Annotated in this window: 19 protein-coding genes; 17 read left to right on the forward strand and 2 right to left on the reverse strand. The window is 53.8% G+C overall.

Going from position 1 to position 20,578, the window contains the following annotated elements:
• Nucleotides 1–58: 58 nt before the first annotated feature.
• Nucleotides 59–1,126: a DUF1176 domain-containing protein gene (locus tag LCF41_RS03795; RefSeq protein ID WP_225086948.1), complete on the reverse strand. Its 1,068-nt coding sequence runs from the start codon at nt 1,124–1,126 to the stop codon at nt 59–61.
• A gap of 376 nt (nt 1,127–1,502) precedes the next feature.
• Between LCF41_RS03795 and lpxP the strand changes: the two genes are divergently transcribed.
• Nucleotides 1,503–2,426 (forward strand): kdo(2)-lipid IV(A) palmitoleoyltransferase, encoded by a 924-nt coding sequence (lpxP, locus tag LCF41_RS03800; RefSeq protein WP_225086949.1) that lies wholly within the window; start codon nt 1,503–1,505, stop codon nt 2,424–2,426.
• A gap of 253 nt (nt 2,427–2,679) precedes the next feature.
• On the opposite strand, the gene LCF41_RS03805 is transcribed toward lpxP, so the two are convergent.
• Entirely contained in the window at nt 2,680–3,096 is a 417-nt protein-coding gene (locus LCF41_RS03805; protein WP_225086950.1) for a hypothetical protein, read from the reverse strand.
• 245 nt (nt 3,097–3,341) lie between these two features.
• On the opposite strand from LCF41_RS03805, the gene LCF41_RS03810 reads away from it, so the two are divergent.
• From LCF41_RS03810 to LCF41_RS03885, 16 genes are all read left to right on the forward strand, one after another.
• On the forward strand, nt 3,342–4,697 hold the full coding sequence (locus LCF41_RS03810) for an NCS2 family permease (RefSeq protein WP_225086951.1): 1,356 nt from the start codon (nt 3,342–3,344) through the stop codon (nt 4,695–4,697).
• A gap of 279 nt (nt 4,698–4,976) precedes the next feature.
• Nucleotides 4,977–6,623 carry a Na+/H+ antiporter gene (locus LCF41_RS03815; RefSeq protein WP_225086952.1) on the forward strand — a complete coding sequence of 549 codons (1,647 nt, stop codon included), beginning with the start codon at nt 4,977–4,979 and terminating at the stop codon, nt 6,621–6,623.
• 469 nt (nt 6,624–7,092) lie between these two features.
• Nucleotides 7,093–7,803 (forward strand): response regulator transcription factor, encoded by a 711-nt coding sequence (locus LCF41_RS03820; RefSeq protein ID WP_225086953.1) that lies wholly within the window; start codon nt 7,093–7,095, stop codon nt 7,801–7,803.
• Nucleotides 7,781–9,295, forward strand: coding sequence for a sensor histidine kinase (locus LCF41_RS03825; protein WP_225086954.1), 1,515 nt, complete (start codon nt 7,781–7,783; stop codon nt 9,293–9,295). The genes LCF41_RS03820 and LCF41_RS03825 overlap by 23 nt, the downstream gene beginning before the upstream one ends.
• A gap of 311 nt (nt 9,296–9,606) precedes the next feature.
• Complete coding sequence (locus tag LCF41_RS03830; RefSeq protein WP_010295686.1) at nt 9,607–9,828, forward strand: Flp family type IVb pilin; 222 nt, start codon at nt 9,607–9,609, stop codon at nt 9,826–9,828.
• Nucleotides 9,829–9,835: 7 nt separating this feature from the next.
• Nucleotides 9,836–10,387, forward strand: coding sequence for an A24 family peptidase (locus LCF41_RS03835; protein ID WP_225086955.1), 552 nt, complete (start codon nt 9,836–9,838; stop codon nt 10,385–10,387).
• 46 nt (nt 10,388–10,433) lie between these two features.
• Nucleotides 10,434–11,378 (forward strand): Flp pilus assembly protein CpaB, encoded by a 945-nt coding sequence (cpaB, locus tag LCF41_RS03840; RefSeq protein WP_225086956.1) that lies wholly within the window; start codon nt 10,434–10,436, stop codon nt 11,376–11,378.
• Between the two features lie 80 nt (nt 11,379–11,458).
• The gene (locus tag LCF41_RS03845; RefSeq protein WP_225086957.1) at nt 11,459–12,898 is read left to right on the forward strand and encodes a type II and III secretion system protein family protein; all 1,440 of its coding nucleotides are present in this window, start codon (nt 11,459–11,461) and stop codon (nt 12,896–12,898) included.
• A gap of 20 nt (nt 12,899–12,918) precedes the next feature.
• The gene (locus LCF41_RS03850; RefSeq protein ID WP_225086958.1) at nt 12,919–13,605 is read left to right on the forward strand and encodes a CpaD family pilus assembly protein; all 687 of its coding nucleotides are present in this window, start codon (nt 12,919–12,921) and stop codon (nt 13,603–13,605) included.
• Nucleotides 13,606–13,619: 14 nt separating this feature from the next.
• On the forward strand, nt 13,620–14,819 hold the full coding sequence (locus tag LCF41_RS03855) for a CpaE/TadZ family protein (RefSeq protein WP_225086959.1): 1,200 nt from the start codon (nt 13,620–13,622) through the stop codon (nt 14,817–14,819).
• Nucleotides 14,820–14,897: 78 nt separating this feature from the next.
• Complete coding sequence (locus tag LCF41_RS03860; protein WP_225086960.1) at nt 14,898–16,301, forward strand: TadA family conjugal transfer-associated ATPase; 1,404 nt, start codon at nt 14,898–14,900, stop codon at nt 16,299–16,301.
• Nucleotides 16,302–16,319: 18 nt separating this feature from the next.
• The gene (locus LCF41_RS03865; RefSeq protein ID WP_225086961.1) at nt 16,320–17,300 is read left to right on the forward strand and encodes a type II secretion system F family protein; all 981 of its coding nucleotides are present in this window, start codon (nt 16,320–16,322) and stop codon (nt 17,298–17,300) included.
• Between the two features lie 13 nt (nt 17,301–17,313).
• Nucleotides 17,314–18,273 (forward strand): type II secretion system F family protein, encoded by a 960-nt coding sequence (locus LCF41_RS03870; RefSeq protein WP_225086962.1) that lies wholly within the window; start codon nt 17,314–17,316, stop codon nt 18,271–18,273.
• Nucleotides 18,274–18,378: 105 nt separating this feature from the next.
• The gene (locus LCF41_RS03875; protein WP_225088093.1) at nt 18,379–19,230 is read left to right on the forward strand and encodes a tetratricopeptide repeat protein; all 852 of its coding nucleotides are present in this window, start codon (nt 18,379–18,381) and stop codon (nt 19,228–19,230) included.
• Entirely contained in the window at nt 19,230–19,790 is a 561-nt protein-coding gene (locus LCF41_RS03880; protein WP_225086963.1) for a hypothetical protein, read from the forward strand. The genes LCF41_RS03875 and LCF41_RS03880 overlap by 1 nt, the downstream gene beginning before the upstream one ends.
• Nucleotides 19,783–20,415, forward strand: a complete 633-nt coding sequence (locus tag LCF41_RS03885) for a TadE/TadG family type IV pilus assembly protein (RefSeq protein ID WP_225086964.1) — start codon at nt 19,783–19,785, stop codon at nt 20,413–20,415. Before LCF41_RS03880 ends, LCF41_RS03885 begins: the two co-directional genes overlap by 8 nt.
• The last annotated feature ends 163 nt before the right edge of the window (nt 20,416–20,578 follow it).

Here is a 20,578-nt window from a genome sequence, read left to right on the forward strand (position 1 = left end):
TTCCTCGACAGCTTTTCCCATGAGTGAATTTGAGGTCAGCGAGTGACCTCAATTTCTGTCATTTACCCGGTTTCACCACGGTTGTTGTCCAGCTAGGTAAATCCCAGGTGCCACCGAGTTGGATCATGCGGCATGAACCAGTGGTTGATACACTGCTTTGCTGGAATGTTTTGCCATCCCATGTCCAGGCGTCATAGCTCATGCAGTCCGCAAGTCCACGCCCCTTATGCACAGAGGTAATTTCACCGTTTTCGTAATCTGTGCCATCTGTCGTCACGAGCTGCGGTTGCGTCTGCATGGCGTTATCGATGACCCAGTAGGCGTAGCCTTCGTTATACGCTGCGCGCCAGCAAAGAGTGCTGAGCAGGGACAGGTTGTCATTCAGGGGGGTAAGCTCAATGGGTTCCGCTTGTTGACCATCTTGCGGCTGCAATCTATCGCAGTCGCCATTTAGTGTTTTAAGCAATTTGGGCTGGATAGCCAGCTGTTCTGCGTCTGCCAGACTCCGTGATGGTTCCTGCTTCGTGACTGCTGCGTAGATGACGGGGGCTGCGATGGCAGATAACGCACTACTTTTATTTCCTTTTTTGGTGATGGCGTCCGTTGTGCCGATACGACCTTGTTTCTCATCCATCTTTAACAGCACCGCATAGGCACCAACACCAGACAGTTCAGAAACGACGCCATTGTGACGAAAAGCCACTTTTCCGCTTCCTTTCAGGGCCTGTAATACGACGGCAATTTGCTTCTCATTGAGCTGCCAGAGATTGTCTCCGGTTGAGGTGAGCACACCTTTATCCGCGCCGTTAAGCGTCAACGTAAGTGTGGTGCCTTTAGGGATCGCGTTGTATACCTCAGCCAGTGTGACTTCGGCCGTTATTGGCGTATTTTGCCCGGCATGACGTGTAAGAAGCAGTGAGACGCCAGGAACATCCTTCTCTTCTCCTGCGTACTGTTCTTCTGACGAGTAACCGGCGGCCCGGCACGTCAGCGTGTTATCACAGACCACTTCCCAGTCTTTATGAGAGAAAGTGCTATCTGCAAGCGTTGTAGCCAACGCCAAAGCAGGGATTCCCGCGATAAGCGCTGCGAGCGCAGTGAGGCGGTGAGAGAGAGAAAACGTCATTTTCCATCAAGTCCTTGATTATATTGTTACTTGTCATCGGCCTGTTCTTCGCGTCAGGACGTTAAGCGTTTTTTTGACATATGCCAGGATGTTAGCGTTAGACTACGTGATATTGCGAATATTTCTTGTCCTACCACTCCTTTATTAAGAGCGAATCGGGTATGATGCTGTTGCCGTCAACTGCTCATCGATTGCTCAACATTCCCTCTGTGTTATCAGCATGTTTATCCTGCTTTTTAACCTCATGCGTGATAACGGTCAGAAGCAGTTTTCCACACAGATAAAACGATTCCTATAAATAAGTGTCATGATAGATGTAGCGCGATAAGAACGACTCTTTATGCGGTACGCTGTTAATCACTTAAAGACGAGTATCATGAAAATTAAGCAAACATTTACCAGGGCATTACTCCACCCGCGCTATTGGACGACTTGGTTCGGCCTTGGCGTGCTGTTTTTATTAGTTCAACTTCCTTACCCGCTGCTGATGAAAATCGGGAGCAATGCGGGTCGCCTGTCCCGCGTTTTTCTCAAACGTCGGGTGTCGATTGCCAGACGCAACCTTGAATTGTGCTTCCCTACGATCTCTGGCGACGAAAGAGAAGCGATGATCGATAGCAACTTTGCTTCGCTCGGTATGGCATTGGTCGAAACCGGCATGGCCTGGTTCTGGTCCGATCGCCGTGTACGTCACTGGTTTGATGTTTCGGGACTGGAACATTTACACCACGCCACGGCAAAAGGTCAGGGCATAATGGTGATTGGTATTCACTTTATGTCGTTGGAACTGGGCGGCAGGGCGATGGGGCTATGTCGACCAATGATGGCGATGTACCGTCCGCACAATAATAAAGCGATGGAAATGGTACAAACCTGGGGGCGTTCTCGTTCGAACAAGGCAATGATCGACCGTAAAGATCTGCGTGGCATGGTGCAAGCGCTGAAACGTGGTGAAGCGGTATGGTTCGCACCCGATCAGGACTATGGCCCTAAAGGCAGCGTGTTTGCCCCGTTCTTTGCGGTGAAAAATGCGGCGACGACCAGCGGCACGTATACGATAAGCCGTCTGGCAAAACCGGCGATGATGACGACAGTGCTGATTCGCAAGCCCGATGCTTCTGGCTATCAACTGGTGATTCAGCCCGAATTGCAGGATTATCCTTATCACGATGAACAGGCTGCGGCGTGTTATATGAATAAGGTGGTTGAGAAGGAAATCATGCGGGCGCCTGAGCAGTATCTCTGGCTGCATCGTCGTTTTAAAACGCGACCGGCCGGGGAAGTCTCGCTCTACGCCTGATGGCATAAACACGTGTGATATCGGATGGCGCTTCTGCGCTATCACGGTATGGTGAGCAGAGCCAGTTACGCATCGTGTAAAACAAAAATGGCTACCAGATGGCAGCCATTTTAGGGTGGTTAACGTACTTAAGTACGATTAACGGAAGATAGCGTGGGGGTTAACACCGCGATAGGTTTTGCCCAACGCTTTTAATATTTGATTGATTTTGCGGACAACGCGCATCTTTTTTATCCCCACGATTCTTAAATAATTATTGGTTGAAAGTACCAAAGTTGATGTTGATGTTTTCAAACATAGCGATGATTTTGTTCAGCAGTTTCATGGTCATTTCCTCATTGTTAGTTGATTGTTTTTCTGTGATGCTGTTCACGTTTTTAAGAATACTCGCACTGATACGAGTGGTCAACTTTTTTGTGATGAGAATCACAAAAAAATGAACGATCAGTTTGTGAGGAATAAACCGCTGTTTTGATTTTCGTCTAAAAACCTTTTCTGCTTTTTCTTCATACTGACGCGTTTTCAGCGAATTGCCTGCTTGAACGCGGCCCGTACTAGCCGAGCGCTGCCTTATCGGACAGATTAAGTGAGATAGGTAAATTGTCTCGATTAGCAGTTGAAATAAGCGCGGGTGAAGCGGGATAATCACGCGTTTCACATTGCCAGGCACCGTTTATCCAGCTTGTTTTAATACAGCCTGTTTTGATACAGCAGTGTCTTGATATAGCAACGTTTCTATACATCAATGTCTTGATAAGACAACGTTTTCCGGTTTTGCATTCAGCGAGTTAATCGTTTGCGTGCGGGGCCATACGGTTCATGGTGCGCCAGTGAGGTTGGTGCGCTTGCGGAGCAAGGCCGCAGGAACCGGTCAAATTGATCGTAAATAATAATGGCATTTCAGGGGATACCACCATGTCAAACACCACTCGTCAGGCTGGCTCGCAGGGCACGCTTGATGCTTTTTTCAAAATTACACAGCGCGGCAGTAATGTGCGTCAGGAAGTATTAGCGGGTCTGACGACGTTTCTGGCGATGGTTTACTCGGTGATTGTGGTGCCGAGTATGCTGGGCAAGGCCGGCTTCCCGCCTGCGGCCGTGTTTGTGGCAACCTGTCTGGTCGCCGGGCTGGGATCGCTGCTGATGGGGTTGTGGGCTAATCTGCCGATGGCGATTGGCTGTGCGATTTCACTGACGGCGTTTACCGCGTTCAGTCTGGTGCTGGGGCAACAAATCAGTATTCCCGTGGCGCTGGGAGCGATCTTCCTGATGGGCGTGCTGTTTACCATCATTTCCGTCACAGGCATCCGTTCCTGGATCTTACGTAATCTGCCGATGGGCGTGGCGCACGGAACGGGGATTGGTATTGGTCTGTTCCTGCTGATTATTGCCGCTAACGGTGTGGGTCTGGTGGTAAAAAACCCGATTGATGGCTTGCCAGTCGCGCTGGGTGATTTCACCTCTTTTCCCGTCATTATGTCTCTGCTGGGGCTGGCGGCGACCATCGGTTTAGAGAAGCGTCGCGTACCGGGTGGTATTCTGCTGGTTATCATCGCGATCTCTATTCTGGGGCTGATTTTTGACCCGAAGGTAAAATATGCTGGCTTCTTTGCGTTGCCAAGCCTGACGGCGGCTGACGGTTCGTCGCTGATCTTCAGTCTGGATATCATGGGTGCATTGCAGCCGATGGTTCTGCCGAGCGTGCTGGCGCTGGTGATGACTGCCGTGTTCGATGCCACTGGCACGATCCGTGCCGTAGCCGGACAGGCGAACCTGCTGGATAAAGACGGGCAAATCATCAACGGTGGTAAAGCGCTGACCGCAGATTCCGTGAGCAGCATTTTCTCCAGCCTGGTCGGGACGTCGCCTGCGGCGGTCTACATCGAATCGGCGGCGGGTACGGCGGCTGGTGGTAAAACGGGCTTAACGGCAACCGTCGTGGGTGTGCTGTTCCTGCTGCTGCTTTTTGTCTCTCCATTAGCGTATCTGGTGCCTGGCTATGCCACCGCACCTGCGCTGATGTACGTTGGTCTGCTGATGTTGGGCAACGTCTCCAAACTGAACTTTGATGACTTCGTGGATGCGATGTCCGGTCTGGTTTGTGCCGTATTCATCGTACTGACCTGTAACATCGTGACCGGTATCATGCTGGGCTTTGGCGCCCTGGTATTAGGCCGCATTTGTGCTGGCGAATGGCGTAAGCTGAACATCGGCACCGTCATTATCGCTGTCGCACTGGTGGTGTTCTACGCAGGCGGCTGGGCGCTGTAATCCCTTCCAACAGACCTTCTGGCACCGTCCAGAAGGTCTGTGATTCCTCGTTTTTCCTTCCTCTTTCTCTTCCTTATCATTTCTCACGCCAAACACGATTTTATGTGCCCTTTTATTGGCTTTGGGTTGATGTTACTTGTGTGATAATCAATGTTGTTATTAATTTCGATTTCGGCCAGAAATCCATTTTCATACCGGACTAAATGCGTTAAATATGGAAGGGCAGTTTGCTCGCTAACAGGCAGAATTTTTTGACTTAGGAGTACATCTAAGGAAAGCATGGAAATATTTTTTACGATTCTTATTTTGACCCTGGTGGTATCTCTGTCCGGGGTGATTACCCGCATTTTACCTTTTCAAATTCCCCTACCTTTAATGCAAATTGCGCTTGGTGCCATTCTTGCCTGGCCCCAGTTCGGTTTGCACGTTGATTTCAATCCTGAGCTGTTTATGGTGCTCTTCATTCCGCCGCTGCTGTTTGCCGATGGCTGGAAAACGCCGACGCGTGAGTTTCTGCGGCACGGTCGGGAAATTATTGGTCTGGCGCTGGTTCTGGTGCTAATTACTGTGGTGGGCATCGGCTATTTCATCTACTGGATGGTGCCGGGCATGCCGCTGATTGCGGCTTTCGCGCTGGCCGCCGTGCTGTCACCAACGGATGCTGTCGCGCTGTCTGGCATTGTGGGTGAAGATCGTATTCCGAAAAAACTGATGGGCATTTTGCAGGGCGAAGCGTTGATGAACGATGCGTCCGGCCTGGTGTCGCTAAAATTTGCTGTCGCGATTGCGATGGGTACGATGGTGTTTACGGTTTCCGGTGCGACGCTGGAGTTCATGCAGGTTGCGCTGGGTGGGCTGTTGGCGGGCGTTGGCGTGACCTGGATATTTGGTAAATCGCTGCGTGTTATCAGCCGCTGGAGCGGTGATGATGCCGCGACGCAAATCGTGCTGCTGCTGCTGTTGCCTTTCGCATCGTATCTGATTGCGGAACACATTGGCGTGTCGGGCATTCTGGCGGCGGTGGCGGCAGGGATGACCATCGGCCAGTCGGGCGTCATCCGTAGTGCCCCCCTTGCGATGCGGTTGCGAGCAAACGGCGTGTGGTCGATGCTGGAATTCGTGTTTAACGGCATGGTGTTTATCATGCTGGGCCTGCAATTGCCGGATATTCTGGAAACCTCGGTGACCCAGGCGGAGCTGGACCCGACGGTTGAAACCTGGATGCTGTTTACCGATATCGCGATCATCTATGGTGCTCTGTTGCTGCTGCGTTTCTGCTGGCTGTGGGTGATGAAAAGATACAGCATGCACATCCAGAAAAAGCGCCCGATGATCTTCGCCGAGTTTTCTACGCGCGAGTTGTGGATCGCGTCCTTTGCTGGTGTACGCGGAGCGATTACGCTGGCGGGTGTGCTATCTATTCCGCTGCTGCTGACGGACGGCACGGCGTTTCCCTCGCGCTATCAGTTGGTGTTTATCGCCACGGGCGTGATTTTGTTTTCTCTGCTGTGTGGGGTGCTGGCCTTGCCGTTTTTGCTACGCGGTGTGGTAGTGGCGGACAAGGCGGCGCACGCTAAAGAAATTCGCATGGCGCGTATGGCGGTGGCAGAAGTCGCGATTAAAAGTATGCACAAAATGGAGGAGCGTCTGGCGGCCGATCGTGAGGAAAACATTGATGAGCAGGTGCTGAAAGAAGTCAGCGCACGCGTTATCGGTAATCTGCGCCGGCGGCTAATCGATAAAGACGATCCTGAAAATGGCCTGCTGATTGAGAATCTGGAGCGGCGTTTTCGTCTGACCGCGCTGAATTCTGAACGTGCAGAACTGTACCACTTGCGTGCCACGCAGCAGATCAGCAATGAAACTTTGCAAAAAATGCTACGCGATCTCGATCTTATGGAAGCGCTCTTGATCGAAAATGAGTAAGACGCGGTGAGGCGATCCTTGTTACCACGTTGATTTCTTTCTCTTCTTTTTCCTTCCTCAACATCCCCATGGCGTAAGCGATGGGGATGTTTTTTATGCGCCTGTTTCAAGAACAACGTCAGGTGATTGTAAACTGCTTGTCACTAAATGATAATGATTGTTATTATCTGTAGGACTTTTCTTAGAGGCAGAAAAGCCATAAATAGCAAGTTTATACTCTAAATAATTCAAGTTTCAGGAAGGCGGCAAGAGAAGGAATCCCGATGAGCTTACATAAGTAAGTGATTCGGGTGAGTGAACGCAGCCAACGTACATGCAACTTGAAGTATGACGAGTATAGAAGTAGAAAACGGCCTGCACGGTATCAACACCGTGTGGGGTGAATGGCTGTTTGAAGGATCTGATAAAAAATAAACGGACATTAACCCTGAATTAATTAGGTAATAAGCCACGTTTATAGGGGAAATTTATGCGTGTATTAGTGGTTGATGATGATTCTGTGCTGTGCCATTGGCTGGGGTCTAAATTACATTCCCACGGCCATTCTTGCCGAATGGTGCATGATGGCGCACACGCATTAAAAGCAATCAAGGATGAAGTTTATGATGTCGTTCTCTTGGACAGAATGTTACCCATCATGGATGGATTTACGGTATTACGTGAATTACAAGGCTCACGTCATCCGCCTATTATGTTGCTCTCGGCGCTGGATCGTGATGTCGATCGGGTGATGGGTTTAGAGCTCGGTGCAGAAGATTATCTCGGCAAGCCTTTTAATTTTAATGAGCTTAGGTTACGTCTGGATATTATGGCGCGGCGCGGTAAACGCCATGCGGATAACCCTTCCATGCTGACTTTTGAAGACCTGCAACTTGACCGTATGCAACGCGTTGCATGGCGCGGCGGCAAGCGTATCGATTTGACCGATAAAGAAATCAAGTTACTGATTATATTGATGGAGAATCCAGGTCAGGCGATTACGCGCACCATGCTGTTAGAGCGTGTATGGGGCTACAATTTTGATCCACAGACCAATTTGATCGACGTTCATATGTCAAAGCTGCGGGCGAAAATTGATAAAGGCTTTCCGCGTCCATTAATTAAAACGTTAAGAGCGATGGGCTACGCATTAGGCACGGTAGATAAGGACAAAACCGATGTTGGCAGCCACGCTGAATAAAATAAAAATAAAGAAGCTGGGGCAGCGATGGCAGGTAAAAATAAAACACTGGCAATTACTGGGGGCAAGCCAATATCCCGGCTTTTTATGCACCTCTAATTTTCGTCAGGCAATAACCATTGTTTTTCTGTTCTTATTGATGATGCTGATGTGTATTGTCGGCTTCAGTTCACTCAGTGAAACGTTGATTAGAACGCATGTCCGTGAAGTTATTCTGGGTAATATTTACGATTACTCGATGCAGTCGCGTTTAACCAATGCCGATAGCCTGATCGCACAATTACGCCAGGATAATCGGGCGAAAGGGGATGAATTACCGCTGTTTCTGGTGATGAATAAAGACGGTGATATTCTGTATCACAATCATTCTCTAAAACTGCATCCTCTGAAAACGTCTTCTCTACAGGCACTTCCTCTCAATATCCATCCTCTGGAAATGCGGCAGCACACTGACTGCCGGATGGATGTCAGCTGCCTTAAGGCCGAAATTTCCAGTCCAGACGATCCCAATCTGATCGGTTTGTCCGTCATGCTGGATGATGGGGGCGTGCTGTTTACCGCCTATAACATTCGGCCCATGTTAGAACGGGTGAGGACGATCCCGCTGGTGGCGGGGGCAGGACTGTTTATCGTGCTGCTTTTCTGCCTGTTCGTCAGCCGCCATTTCAGCTTACGCAGTTTACGCAGCGTGGAGAAAATCCGTGCGGCGCTGCATCGCTACAGCAGCGGCGAGCAGCAGGTGCGTATGCCACTGTCGCCTTATGACGATGATTTTGACAGCCTGAGCGCTGACATTAATCAGAATCTGGAACGGATTGAGCGCCTGATGGAGCAGGTGCGTAATACCTCAAGTCACGTCGCGCATGAACTGCGTACGCCGTTGACGCATCTGCAAAACCGGTTGTTCAACCTGACGGAGCGGGCAGTGCTGGATAACGACGTTCGTGATGAGTTGAATCTGGCGGTGGATGAGGTGCACAAAATTCTCGGGCTGTTCCGTACCGTGATGCGCATCGGCGAAATCGAAAGCGGACGCTGCGTGCACCAGTTTGAGAATATTGAGGCACGCCAACTGTTGGAAGAAATTGCCGAGTATTATCAGCCGCTGGCGGAAGAACGCGGCTGTCGGCTGAAAATTGAAATCAAAGCCGGTATCCAGCTTTTTGGCGACCGGGCGCTACTGTTTCAGGCGCTGGCCAATCTGGTGGAGAACGCGCTGAAATACGCGGCGCAGGGGAAATACATCACCTTGAGCGTGACGCTGTATCGCGGCTGGATCGCGCTGAGCGTTGCTGACCGTGGTCCGGGTATTCCGCCTGCGCTTCATGCTAAGGCGCTACAGCGTTTTCAGCGGTTGGATCCCTGGTTTCAGTCCGGCTATGGGTTGGGGTTGTCTCTGGTTCAGGCGATTACCGATCTGCACGGCGGCAAACTGTATCTGGACTCCTCTGAACCGGGTTTGAACGTCTATCTGTGCCTTAATCGCTGTTAATGCGTTTTTTCGTACGATGAACAGGCGCATGACGGGTGATTTTTCCCCGTTTACCATCACTCGCCTTTCTCAATTTTTATGAATATCCCTGCAAAAAACATGAATATTTATTAATTTTTCCTGTAACGAAAATCATGTTAATAATTGATTTTTATTGATAATTTTTTGTATGAAAAGATTAACGAATATTAATGTTCTGCTGCTTGCGGCGCTTGATAATAAGTCTCATTATTAATTTTATTATCATCATGGCTCCCCCGAATTCCCGAGTAGGCCATGATTTCTTTGGCTGCGGATTAGAGGCTCTTCCCATGAAAAATATGAAAGCAAAACTGCGTTCTTTCCTGCGTGACGAGAGCGGTGTAACGGCGATCGAATACGGCATTCTTGCGGCGGCAATGGCGGCAGCAATTGGCGCTATTTTCGGCGGCGACGGTATCTTCGTGAAAGCGCTGAATGAGAAATTCACCCAAATCGCCGATCAGATTACCGGCACGGGCACCAGCGGCGGTACCTCCGGCGCAGCGAAATAATCACGTAATGGCGGATTACACGCACTGGCCGCAGACGGCGCTGCTGATGGGCTGCCTGCTGTGGTGTATCAGTACCGACCTGTTAGTACGCAAAATTACCAATCGGGTGGTGCTGATTTTATTGCTGGGCTGGCTGTTCTTCAGCGCTTCACACGTCCTGCAATCCGGTGCGGTAGATATGTTGGCACTACGGAAAACGCTTTGGGCGTTGCCTGGCGCGGCGGCAGTACTGGTTGTGGGGTTTTTGCTTTTCCTCACCGGCAGACTAGGTGCAGGGGATGTGAAGCTGATGAGCGTGCTGTGCCTGTGGGTTGGGCAGGGGCACCAGATCGTTTTCGTCATGGTAACGGCGCTGGCTGGCGGTGTTTTGGCGCTTAGCCTGCCGCTGCTGAATACTGTACCCACAGCGGTGGCGATGGGCATTCAAACCACCAACCGGATATTCAAGAGTCGGTTGCCTATGCCACCTGCATTGCCCGCCGATCTTTCTCAAGGCATACCTTACGGCGTCGCCATTGCGTTCGGTGCGATGTATGTCCTGATTTTTCCCTTGTTTTAATTCTGTCGCAGCTTTAAGACGCACACGCTAGGGTAGGCAAGTTGAAATGAAAGTGAACTCTACATACGTACTGTCAGGCGCGCTCGTTCTGGCAGGCATTGTTGCGCTGGTGGTACGTAGCCATCTCTCTTCGGAACCCCCTCCGCCACCTCCTGTAGTGGTGAAAGCGCCGGAAAAAACGGCTGTTCTGGTGGCTGCGAGAGATCTTCATCCTGGTGATTTCATTGATCCTGCCTCACTGCGCTGGCAGGAGACAGATCAATCGGTTTCCCGATCATTTAACTTTGTTCGTGGCAAAGACAGCCAGTCTCTGCTGCTGGGCGCAACGCTGCGTGAAACCGTGGCGGAAGGTGCGCCGCTGACCAGTAATGTATTGGTTAAGCCAAATGAGCCGGGCTTTGTCGCCGCTGTGTTGCGTAAAGGGATGCGGGCTATCTCCGTTCCTACAAGCGCTATCGCGAGCAATGCCGGACTAGTGTCGGCTGGCGATCGTGTTGATGTGATCCTCAGCATGAGGCGAGACGATCAGTCTGAGCTACCCGCAAGCCGTAACCAGCCTGTCGTGATGCCACTGTTGGCGTCACAAACCATCGTTCGCGATTTACGCGTATTGGCGCTGAATGACAGAACCGGTACGCCGGTATACCCACGTTTGGATGCGATGGAAGATGGCGCGGCGCTTGATGCCACGGCTAAAAGCCGTGAGCCCGCCGTGCGCTCCCGTCCTGCCACCTACCAAACCGTTACGCTGGAAGTGACGCCTCAGCAGGCTGAAGAACTCGCCGTTGCCAAAGAACTGGGCATTCTGCATTTGGCGCTACGCAGTGCCGATTTGGATGATGAGGTCGATCCCGCGACAGGGCGACCCCATGTGACCACGGTTCCGCGCGCGACCGATATCTACGGGGTGCTATCAGCAGGATCTGGTGAACGCAAAGTGAAAATCTATCGCGCTGAGCAAAAAGACGTGGTGACGTTCCCCTCCCGATAAGACGAGTACGCCATCTGACAGCCCGCGGGGAGCCGCGAGTTGCTCATGGAAAAATGAAGCCCATTACGGAAATTAAGTAAATGACGATGTTTTCGCTGTTTTTGAAATCGGACTTTCGGGGTACGTGCAAACGGTTGCTGACCGCTAGCCTCTTTAATGCGGTATTGCCTGTCACGCTGACGACGATGATGTTGCCTGTGGCTACGCTGGCTGCTGGCGTCTCTGTTGCCCCTGTCACGGATGAAGTGCGTTTGACCGTGAATCAGGGACGATTGTTACATCTCAATGCGCTGCCGGACAGCGTGCTGGTGGCCGATCCGAATATCGCCAGTTTTGAACTGCCTTCACCGGGTAATCTGTTTGTCTACGCCAAAAGCGTCGGCACTACCACGCTCTATGCGATGGATGAAAATGGCAATGTCATCAACGCGATTCGCCTGGTGTCCGAGCATGATTTGAAAGCGCTGGGTGAACGCATGAAGCGTGAATTCCCCGGTGCGGATATCCAACTGGAAGCCTCGATTCCGAGCGGTGTGATTGTACGCGGTAGCGTTGATACCCCGCAGGATGCCAAGCGCGTCATCGACAGCATACAAGCTTACATCAGTGCATCTTCCGGTGGTGGTCAAGGCGGCGGTGGAGGCGGTGGCGAGAAATTGCCGGGTTCCAGCGAAACGTCCGGCAAGGTGATCAATCAGCTCAAAATCAAAACGCCTTCGCAAATCAATATTCAGGTGCGTGTTGTGGAAGTCTCTCGCAAGCTGACCAGTGAACTGGGCTTCAACTGGGCGGCATCGTTGAGCACCGGTAGCGGCAACATGAGCGCGGGCAGCGGATCGCGTCTGAACTTGTTTAATGCCACGACCGGACGGTTTTCTAACCCAACGGATGCGGGTTTCCTGAACTTCGGACGCTCCAGATTGAGTGGATTATTAACCGCCATGAATCAACAGGGCATGGCAACGGTATTGGCTGAACCTAATCTGACGGCGATGTCCGGGGAAACGGCGGCGTTTGCCGCGGGTGGCGAAGTGCCGATCGTCCTGGTCACCAATAACAGCGTCAGCATCGATTACAAATCCTACGGCGTGATTCTGCGTATGACGCCGACGCTGCTGTCTGCCAATCGCATCAGCCTGCACATTGCGCCGGAAGTCAGCGAACTCACGGATGTGGGTTCCGTACAGCTGGAAGGCGGATCGCGCATTCCTGCCTTAACGGTACGTCGTGCGGATACCACGGTAGAGCTGGCTAGCGGACAGAGCTTTGCGCTGGCTGGGATGCTGCGTAGTGCGGGTAGCCAGACGATCAACGGCGTGCCGGGGCTCAGTAGCGTCCCGATGTTTGGTCGCCTGTTTGAAAGCGAAGCCACCAGCCAGGAAGAAACGGAACTGGTGATTATCGCGACCGCCTATGTGGTTGAGCCAGTTAATGCGGGCGATCTCCAGACGCCGGGGCAAGGCGTGAAAATGCTGGATGCCTCCATGCCGCGCTCTGCATCTGTCGGCTATCTCTACTAAGTCCACGAGGGGCAATGAATATGACCACGATTAACAACAATCAGCCTCCGTTCCGCCCGCTGCACCTGCGCGTAGCGATGCTTACCGCCGTTTTTCTGCTTGCAGGATGCGGATGGAATAAGCCGATTAACGATGTACGTATGGCTCGTTTTGATCAACCGGGGCTTCAACCCATCGCCGTCCAGCCTTCATCGGTGTCCGTGCCGTTATTGGCCGCGCCAAACGGGCGCGGGTTTCTGCCTGAGTCTCTGAAGCAGCTCAATATTATGTTGAAGGATCAGGGGCGGTTATCGGCACAGACGCTGACGCTGATTCCGCACAGTGCGAGCGGTGAGCAGATGGCCGGGCGATTGGCGACCGTACTGAAAAATGCCGGCGCGAATCCACAGAACGTGAAACAGATGCGCCGCTCTACCGCGAGTGGTCAGAACGGCGATCTGGAAGTGATCTCCGAAGCGCTGGTGGTCAAAACCACCCGCTGCACGATCAATGACCCTAATCAACTGATGGTGAAGCCTTATGAAGCCATTGGTTCTCTCGGCTGTGCCACGCAAAACAATCTGGCGATGATGGTAGCTGAACCACGCGATCTGATTCAGGCGAAAGCGCTGGACGATGCGGATGGCGTCGCGGCGGTCAATAGCATCGAACGCTATCACTCAGGTGAAGTGAAAGAGCTCATCGACATTAACTTTGAAGAAGATTAAGAGCGTGACATTCCATGAGTGAAATTACCCCTAACGATGGTGAAGAACTGGCGCTACCGCTGGTGGCGTTTGCCAATGATGCACGCGATGTGGCCGATATCAGCGATCTCTTCACCCGCCTGAAACAGCCCGATGTTCCGGTGATGTCCGGTGGTATTACTGCCGCTCGTCAATGGTGCGAACTGAACGTCCCGCCACGTATTTTACTGGTGGATCTGGAGACAGAGCACTGGCCGCTTCCCGCGCTGGAAGAGCTGCTGAGCGTCTGCGGCCCCACCAGCCAGGTGATTGCTATCGGCAAAGAGCAGGATGTCGGCTTATACCGCGCGCTGCTTCAGGCTGGCGTGGTGGACTATCTGGTGAAGCCGTTCACGCTGGATTTGCTGGCGGCAACGTTGGCGAAGTGTGAAGGCCAACAGGCTGGGCCGGAATATGCCCGCATGGGCAGGACGATTGCGGTTGTCGGCGCCAGCGGCGGCAGTGGAGCAAGTACCGTGGCGATGGGGCTAAGCCGCCTGCTGTCCGGCGAGCGTCATTTGCCCGTCGCGCTGGTGGATTTTGACCGCCGTAACGGCGACCAACTGCTGCTGCAAGGGCAAACCGATGACGCGGGGCTGGCTGCCGTGCTGGAGACGCAAGAACTGGATACCCGACTATTACAGCGCGCCATGCTGCGCGTGGATACCCGCCTGCACTTGCTGGCGCAGAAGCCAGAGTTGGGTGAGTTGAGTCCGGTTGAGGTGGATAACGTGCTGAACCTCGGTGGCGCGCTGTGTCGCATGTTCAATCAGGTGATCTGGGATCTGCCCAGCAGCTACCCGACTGGGGCGCTGGACGTGCTGACTTACGCGGATCTGCGCATTATTGTGACGGAGTTGACGCTTCAGGATGCCCGCAATGTACGGCGTGTGCTGAATGAGATCGGTGATGAAAGCGAAGGGCAACGCCTGTTGCTGGTGCATAACCAGAGCCGCTTTGCCACCGCCGCGCCGCTCAGTCGCGATCAGTTTGAACAGTTTACCGGCCGGAAGATTGATGTCGTGCTGCCGAATGCGGGTCACGCGCTGTCGCAGAGCCTGACGCTCGGCGCGCTGAATCTGGCTGCGGCGCCTGCTTTCCAGCAGGGCTTGCGCCAGTTGGTCGATTTGGCCTGCGGCGTGCGCGCCAGACCGGCGGAAAAACGCTGGTTCTCACGTTGGTTAAAACGCGCCTGATGATGTTCAGCGTGCGCCGTTTTTCAAAGATGAACGGACTATTTTAGGGTTACGGACTGTTTTTTGAGGTTCAGGATTATGTTGATTCGCAAGAATAACCTGCAAAAAAGCGAAGCAGGAAAAAGCACGCCTCAGCCTGCGCCTGCTGCCAACGTGGCAGAACTGAAAACACGTCCGGCTGCGGAGAACCGCACACAGCCTGCGGCGAACACGTCTTCTGGATCTGCATCGGCAGCCCGCCAGACGGACAACCGGACCAGCCAGCGCCGGATTATCCGCGCACAGCTCTACGATCAGATCGACGCAGGTAAAGCGGCGATGATGGGGCGTGACAAGCTGCTGGTGCAGATCGAAACGGTGATCCGCCGCATCTGTGATGAGCAGCGCTTGCAGCTTTCCCGGCAGGAAGAGGAAGCCATCGCCGCCGAAATGCTGGATGAAATGACCGGGATCGGGCCGATCCAGCCGCTGCTGTCGGATGACACGGTCAACGATATTTTGGTCAACGGTGCCGGTCAGGTGTTTGTCGAGCGTTTCGGCAAACTGGAGCTGTCGCCGATTACCTTCATTGATGAAGAACATGTCTTTAACACCGCGCAGCGCATTGCTGCCGCAGTCGGGCGCCGTATCGACGAAGCCAGCCCGATGGTGGATGCCCGTCTGCCGGACGGTAGCCGCGTCAACGTCATCACGTATCCGCTGGCGATCGACGGCACCACGATCTCGATCCGTAAATTTATGCGCCGCAACCTGTCGCTGGAAATGCTGGCAGAGCGCCGCTGCATGTCCTACGCGATGGCGGACGTCCTGAACAAAGCGATGCAGGCGCGCGTCAACGTCATTGTTTCCGGCGGAACGGGCGCGGGGAAAACCACCTTGCTGAATGCGCTGTCGCAGAAGATCGGCAGTACCGACCGCATCATCACCATCGAAGATGCCGCCGAACTGCAATTGCAGCAGGAACATGTGGTCAGGCTGGAAACCCGTCCTGTCAGCGCCGAAGGCACCGGCCGCGTCGATCAGCGCGATCTGATGCGTAACGCTCTGCGTATGCGCCCTGACCGTATCATTCTGGGGGAGGTGCGCGGCGGCGAGAGCTTTGACATGTTGCAGGCGATGAACACGGGCCACGACGGATCGCTGTGTACGGTGCACGCCAATACCTCGCGTGATGCGATACAGCGTCTGGAAAACATGGTGATGATGGCGAATATGCAGCTGCCGCTGATGGCGATCCGCCGTCAGATCGCCAGCGCGGTTCACCTGATCGTGCAGATCGAACGTATGCGCGACGGTATGCGTCGCGTGGTCTCCATCACCGAAGTGTGCGGCATGGAGAACGAAGTCATCCAGCTTCAGGATCTGTTCAGCTTCAACATTCAGGGGATGGATGGACAGGGTTTGTTGACGGGGGAATATGTGCAGCACATCCAGCGTCCGCAGTTCTACAGCGATAAATCGCACCTGTTTGATGCGCAGTAAGGGACGAAGGAGACGCCGATGAGTGACGCACGTCTGAACCTGATTACGCTGCTGGTGTTTTGCAGCGTGCTGATGCTGCTTCTGGCGGTTAACGCCTGGAGAAAATCGCGGCAGCAGCGCACGCAGCGTGAACAGCGCTGGCAGCAGATTTTGAACGAGGTTAGCCCGTCGGCGGCAGTGGTGGCGTCTGATTCCATTCTGCGTGACGAGATCAAAACGCCGCTGATGGGCATTCCTGTCATTGGGCGCTGGCTGGCGATCCTCTGGGCGCAGATGACGTTCATCGGCTGGAAAAAGAACCTGCTTCAGCGTTCTCTGGCGCTGGCGGCAGTCTGCCTGATCCTCGGCATGATTCTGGGACAGCGTACGCTGCTGCCGCTCACGATGGGGCTGGTATTTACGCTGCTGCTGTTTATCAGTATCGGCTTGCTGCTGTTCCGCTCGACGTTGCAGAAGCACCTGAAAGCACTGCGCGAGAGCCTGCCGGAAGCGATTGATGCCATTACCCGCAGCTGTCGTGCCGGTGTGCCCGTTGCGAATACGTTTGCGATTGTCGCTGAACACCTGGCCGGGCCGCTGGCAAATGAATTCAAGACGATCGATCACTGGCTGCGGCTCGGTATTCCGTTGCGTCAGGTGATTCAGGCCTCGGCCACGCGGGTGCCGATGTCTGAGTATCGCTTTTTCGTGGTGATTCTGATCATCAATCAGGAAGCCGGTGGACGACTGGGCGAAACGCTGGAGCGTCTGTCTGCCACGCTGCGTGAACGTCGCGAGCTGCAACTCAAAGTGCAATCCAAGACGTCCGAGGCGCGGGCATCCGCCAAGATTGTCGCCGCGCTGTTTCCCGGCTGTTTGGCCTATCTGTATATGAAATCACCGGAGGATTTCAGCTTCTTGTTCTCCGATCCGGTAGGCACGATGGTACTGGTTTACGCCTTGTGTAGCGTCTCGGTCGGTATGTTAATCACGCACGTTATGGTCAAACGGATAGGGTAAGGGAGAGCCATTCATGACGATATTTGACGACCCTTTACTGTTACTGGCGCTCGTGTTGATGGTGGCGGGGATTTATCTGGCACGTATGCAGCATAAAACGCAGCAATACAAGCAACTGGAAATTCGCATGCGCGGGCATTTGCCCACGGCCTCTATAGAGGCGGCCTCTCAGGAAAACATCCTGAGAGGCCAGGGAACGACATTATCTCCCCTGCTGGAAAAGCTGTTGCAGCCGCTGGCCACACAGGGCGAGCGTCTGTCGGGATCGGAACGCGATCGCCGCAATCTGCGCCGCCTGCTGGATCTGGCTGGGATCCGCCGCAACGAAGCGGTGGGCTGGTTAGTGATGGGGAAATTTGCCGCCGGAGCGCTGCTTGCTATCGCGCTGGTGTGGGGCTGGTTACCGCCCGCTGATCGTGCGGGGCTGACAGGCGTTGCGGCGGGATTGATTGGTTTCTTTGTCGGTACCATGGTGCCGGAGTGGTGGCTGAAATGGCGTGCGGCAAGCCGGGGCGAAAAGCTGGCGCGCGCGGTACCAGATGCGCTGGATTTGATGGTGGTCTGTGCCGAAGCCGGTCTGCCGATTGGGCGCGTGTTGCAGGTGGTATCGAAAGAACTGGGACTGTCTTCACCGGAAATGGCGGACGAACTGCACTACACCGCCGCAGAATTGCAGATCCTGTCGGATCGTACGCTGGCGATGAAACATCTGGCGGAGCGTACCCGCGTCAGTGAGATTGAAAGCATGGTGGCGACGCTGATTCAGGCAGAACGCTACGGTACGCCGCTGTCTCAGGCACTGCGCACGATCGCGGATGAAAGCCGCAAGACGCTGATTCTGAGTCTGGAAGAGAAAGCGGGCAAGCTTCCTGCGCAGTTGAGCGTGCCGCTGATGGCGCTGATCCTGCCGCCGATTATCGCCATTATGGCGTCGCCTGCGCTGGTGCGGGTGGTTCGCCTGTTGGCGCAGTAGTCTTGTTTCAGACATGTAGCTTTGTTTCCGACATGTTGATTTTAAAACGTGATTCCCGGTCTGAACCGGAATTCACTAGGGTGACAACCGATGGAGTTAGCGAAAATGATCGATCTGGTAGCAAAACTTAAGCGCGGCGCCCCCATGCTGGCATTGCTCATCGTCAGTACCGTGCTGGTGGGATGCGGCAGCTCGATGGCGATTAAAGGCAGTAAGGATGAAGGGCTGCGTCTGGCACGCCTGCTGCGCGATCAGGGGCGTGTTGAGGCGGCAACGGAAGTGTATGCGCGTCTGGATAGCCGTGATGCGTTGAAAGGCGCAGAGATGCTGGAGTATGCCAGCGTGGCCGCACTGGTGCGCTCGTCACAGCAAACGTTGGAATTATACGGACGAGCACGTCAGGCGTTGGGCGGCGATACCAACAAAATGACGCCGGAAGAAGCACTGGCGGTGTGTCTGGGAATGGGCCGTGCGCAGTTGGCATTAGGGCGTAATACCATGGCGCAGACCGACTTTGCCTGTGCGCTGAAAGCACAGCCAAACGATGCTGGCGCCCTCAATGGCATGGGCGTGGTAATGGATGCCTCAGGCAAACACGCAGAAGCGCGCCAGCTGTTTGAAAAAGCGTTGCAGGTGAATCCTGCCGATGTGGCGGCACTCAATAATCTGGCGCTCTCCTGGCTGGCAAGCGGCAACGCGGACAAAGCCATTTCTCTGCTGCGCTCGGTGGATGAAAGCAACGCAACCGGTCGGTTGAATCTGGCGCTGGCCTACCTCTCCGAGAGCAGAGACACTGACGCGCGTGCGGCGCTGGCGACCATTGCCCAGCCACAGCGTATTGATGGTCTGATCGACGAGTTGAACCAGCGTTTACAGCAGATGCAGCAGGATAAATCCCGTGGTGAAGCGCTGCTGTTATCCAGTCGTCAACGCCTGCAATTGAGCGCTCCTGAGTAATGGCGTGGCTTCGTAATCTCGGCTCGTGGCGTGATAGAGGCAGTGTGCAAAGTATCGTGCCGCGCCATGAACGCCACTGGCGCAGCACGCACGGCGTGATCGCCACGGAAGTCGCGTTTCTGGTGCCAGTGGTGCTGGTCGGGGTGATGATGCTGTTTGAACTGGCGCGCATCGGGCTGGTGATTGCCGCCGGTAGCGCCGCACTGGATAAAGCCGTGCAGGCCTTCCGCCTCGACAACCTGGCGTCGGACAGCGCGGAGCAGATGGGAACGCGCCTAAAAGCACGGATGGTTGAAGCGGGATACGGCTACCTCAAGGAAGACGATTTAACCGTCAGCGTGTTGCACTTCGACAATCTGAGCCAGCTTGGTGGGCTGACGAATGGCAATAGCAGTCAGGACAATCCCAATGGTGAGGAAACGACGACGCTGCCAGTGTGGTCCGTGACGGTGCAGATTAAAAAGGCGTTTATCACGCCGCTACCGGAGGTGTTAACGCTGGGGGACACCTTCCGCTACCAGTACAAACATGTGTTTGGGACGGAACTGCGCAATGACTGATTTTTTACTGAAAACCAGTCGTTCATGGAAAGCCAGCCATTTACTGAATGGGCTCCGCCGCTTCTGGTTTTCTCGCGGCGCGTCTACTGCGGTAGAAACGGCGTTAGCGTTTCCTATTGTGTTGGCGATGGGGTCGCTGTGTGCGGATATCTATACCGTCGGGCTGGAACGCACGCGTATGGAACAACGTGCGGGTGCCATCGCGTCGATACTGGCGATGCAGCAGAAGCTCGATGAAAAAGGCTTGGAAGGGCTACTCAACACGGTGTTACCAACGGAAGGATTAGGCAATTATCAACTGTTAATCAGCAATGTACGCCAGACTGGCGAGCTGTACTGGCAGTTGAGCAGGGGCACGGCAGAAGCACTGTGCGCGGAAAGTGAAACGCTGCCAGGTGAAGAATATCTTCCTGAACTGCCGGAAAGAGACCGCGAAGAGGGCAGCAAAAATACCTCCATGATCGTGGTTGAGATGTGCCGTCAGGGGAAAGATGTGAGCCTGTTGGGCGGCCTGTCGCTGGGCGGGCTGTTACATGCCTCGTCAGTCAATCGGGTCGCTATCAACGTGGTGGATCTGGATGAGGTACTCCGAAAAGAGGCCGGTCTGGAAGAAGAAGAGCAGTAGCTTTGGCTCTTACAGTAAATACGGGCTTTATAAACCTAAAGATAAGCGGCAATAGACCGCAAACGGCGACGAAAATCTCGTTGCCGGAATAACGAAACGATTAAGACAAATAACGTGTGAGCCATGTCGTTTTTATTTTCCCGTTCTATGGGCGGGTTAAGTA

The organism is Pectobacterium colocasium (assembly GCF_020181655.1).
Lineage (GTDB): Bacteria > Pseudomonadota > Gammaproteobacteria > Enterobacterales > Enterobacteriaceae > Pectobacterium > Pectobacterium colocasium.

What these genes read in the sequence shown, in the direction of transcription:
- LCF41_RS03835 (WP_225086955.1), top strand. Translation starts at nt 9,836, where the DNA reads ATGGCGGATTACACGCACTGGCCGCAGACGGCGCTGCTGATGGGCTGC.
- LCF41_RS03855 (WP_225086959.1), top strand. Translation starts at nt 13,620, where the DNA reads ATGAGTGAAATTACCCCTAACGATGGTGAAGAACTGGCGCTACCGCTG.
- LCF41_RS03865 (WP_225086961.1), top strand. Translation starts at nt 16,320, where the DNA reads ATGAGTGACGCACGTCTGAACCTGATTACGCTGCTGGTGTTTTGCAGC.
- LCF41_RS03825 (WP_225086954.1), top strand. Translation starts at nt 7,781, where the DNA reads ATGTTGGCAGCCACGCTGAATAAAATAAAAATAAAGAAGCTGGGGCAG.
- LCF41_RS03880 (WP_225086963.1), top strand. Translation starts at nt 19,230, where the DNA reads ATGGCGTGGCTTCGTAATCTCGGCTCGTGGCGTGATAGAGGCAGTGTG.
- LCF41_RS03885 (WP_225086964.1), top strand. Translation starts at nt 19,783, where the DNA reads ATGACTGATTTTTTACTGAAAACCAGTCGTTCATGGAAAGCCAGCCAT.
- LCF41_RS03845 (WP_225086957.1), top strand. Translation starts at nt 11,459, where the DNA reads ATGACGATGTTTTCGCTGTTTTTGAAATCGGACTTTCGGGGTACGTGC.
- LCF41_RS03795 (WP_225086948.1), bottom strand. Translation starts at nt 1,126, where the DNA reads ATGACGTTTTCTCTCTCTCACCGCCTCACTGCGCTCGCAGCGCTTATC.
- cpaB (WP_225086956.1), top strand. Translation starts at nt 10,434, where the DNA reads ATGAAAGTGAACTCTACATACGTACTGTCAGGCGCGCTCGTTCTGGCA.
- LCF41_RS03830 (WP_010295686.1), top strand. Translation starts at nt 9,607, where the DNA reads ATGAAAAATATGAAAGCAAAACTGCGTTCTTTCCTGCGTGACGAGAGC.
- LCF41_RS03810 (WP_225086951.1), top strand. Translation starts at nt 3,342, where the DNA reads ATGTCAAACACCACTCGTCAGGCTGGCTCGCAGGGCACGCTTGATGCT.
- LCF41_RS03815 (WP_225086952.1), top strand. Translation starts at nt 4,977, where the DNA reads ATGGAAATATTTTTTACGATTCTTATTTTGACCCTGGTGGTATCTCTG.
- LCF41_RS03850 (WP_225086958.1), top strand. Translation starts at nt 12,919, where the DNA reads ATGACCACGATTAACAACAATCAGCCTCCGTTCCGCCCGCTGCACCTG.
- LCF41_RS03870 (WP_225086962.1), top strand. Translation starts at nt 17,314, where the DNA reads ATGACGATATTTGACGACCCTTTACTGTTACTGGCGCTCGTGTTGATG.
- LCF41_RS03875 (WP_225088093.1), top strand. Translation starts at nt 18,379, where the DNA reads ATGATCGATCTGGTAGCAAAACTTAAGCGCGGCGCCCCCATGCTGGCA.
- lpxP (WP_225086949.1), top strand. Translation starts at nt 1,503, where the DNA reads ATGAAAATTAAGCAAACATTTACCAGGGCATTACTCCACCCGCGCTAT.
- LCF41_RS03820 (WP_225086953.1), top strand. Translation starts at nt 7,093, where the DNA reads ATGCGTGTATTAGTGGTTGATGATGATTCTGTGCTGTGCCATTGGCTG.
- LCF41_RS03860 (WP_225086960.1), top strand. Translation starts at nt 14,898, where the DNA reads ATGTTGATTCGCAAGAATAACCTGCAAAAAAGCGAAGCAGGAAAAAGC.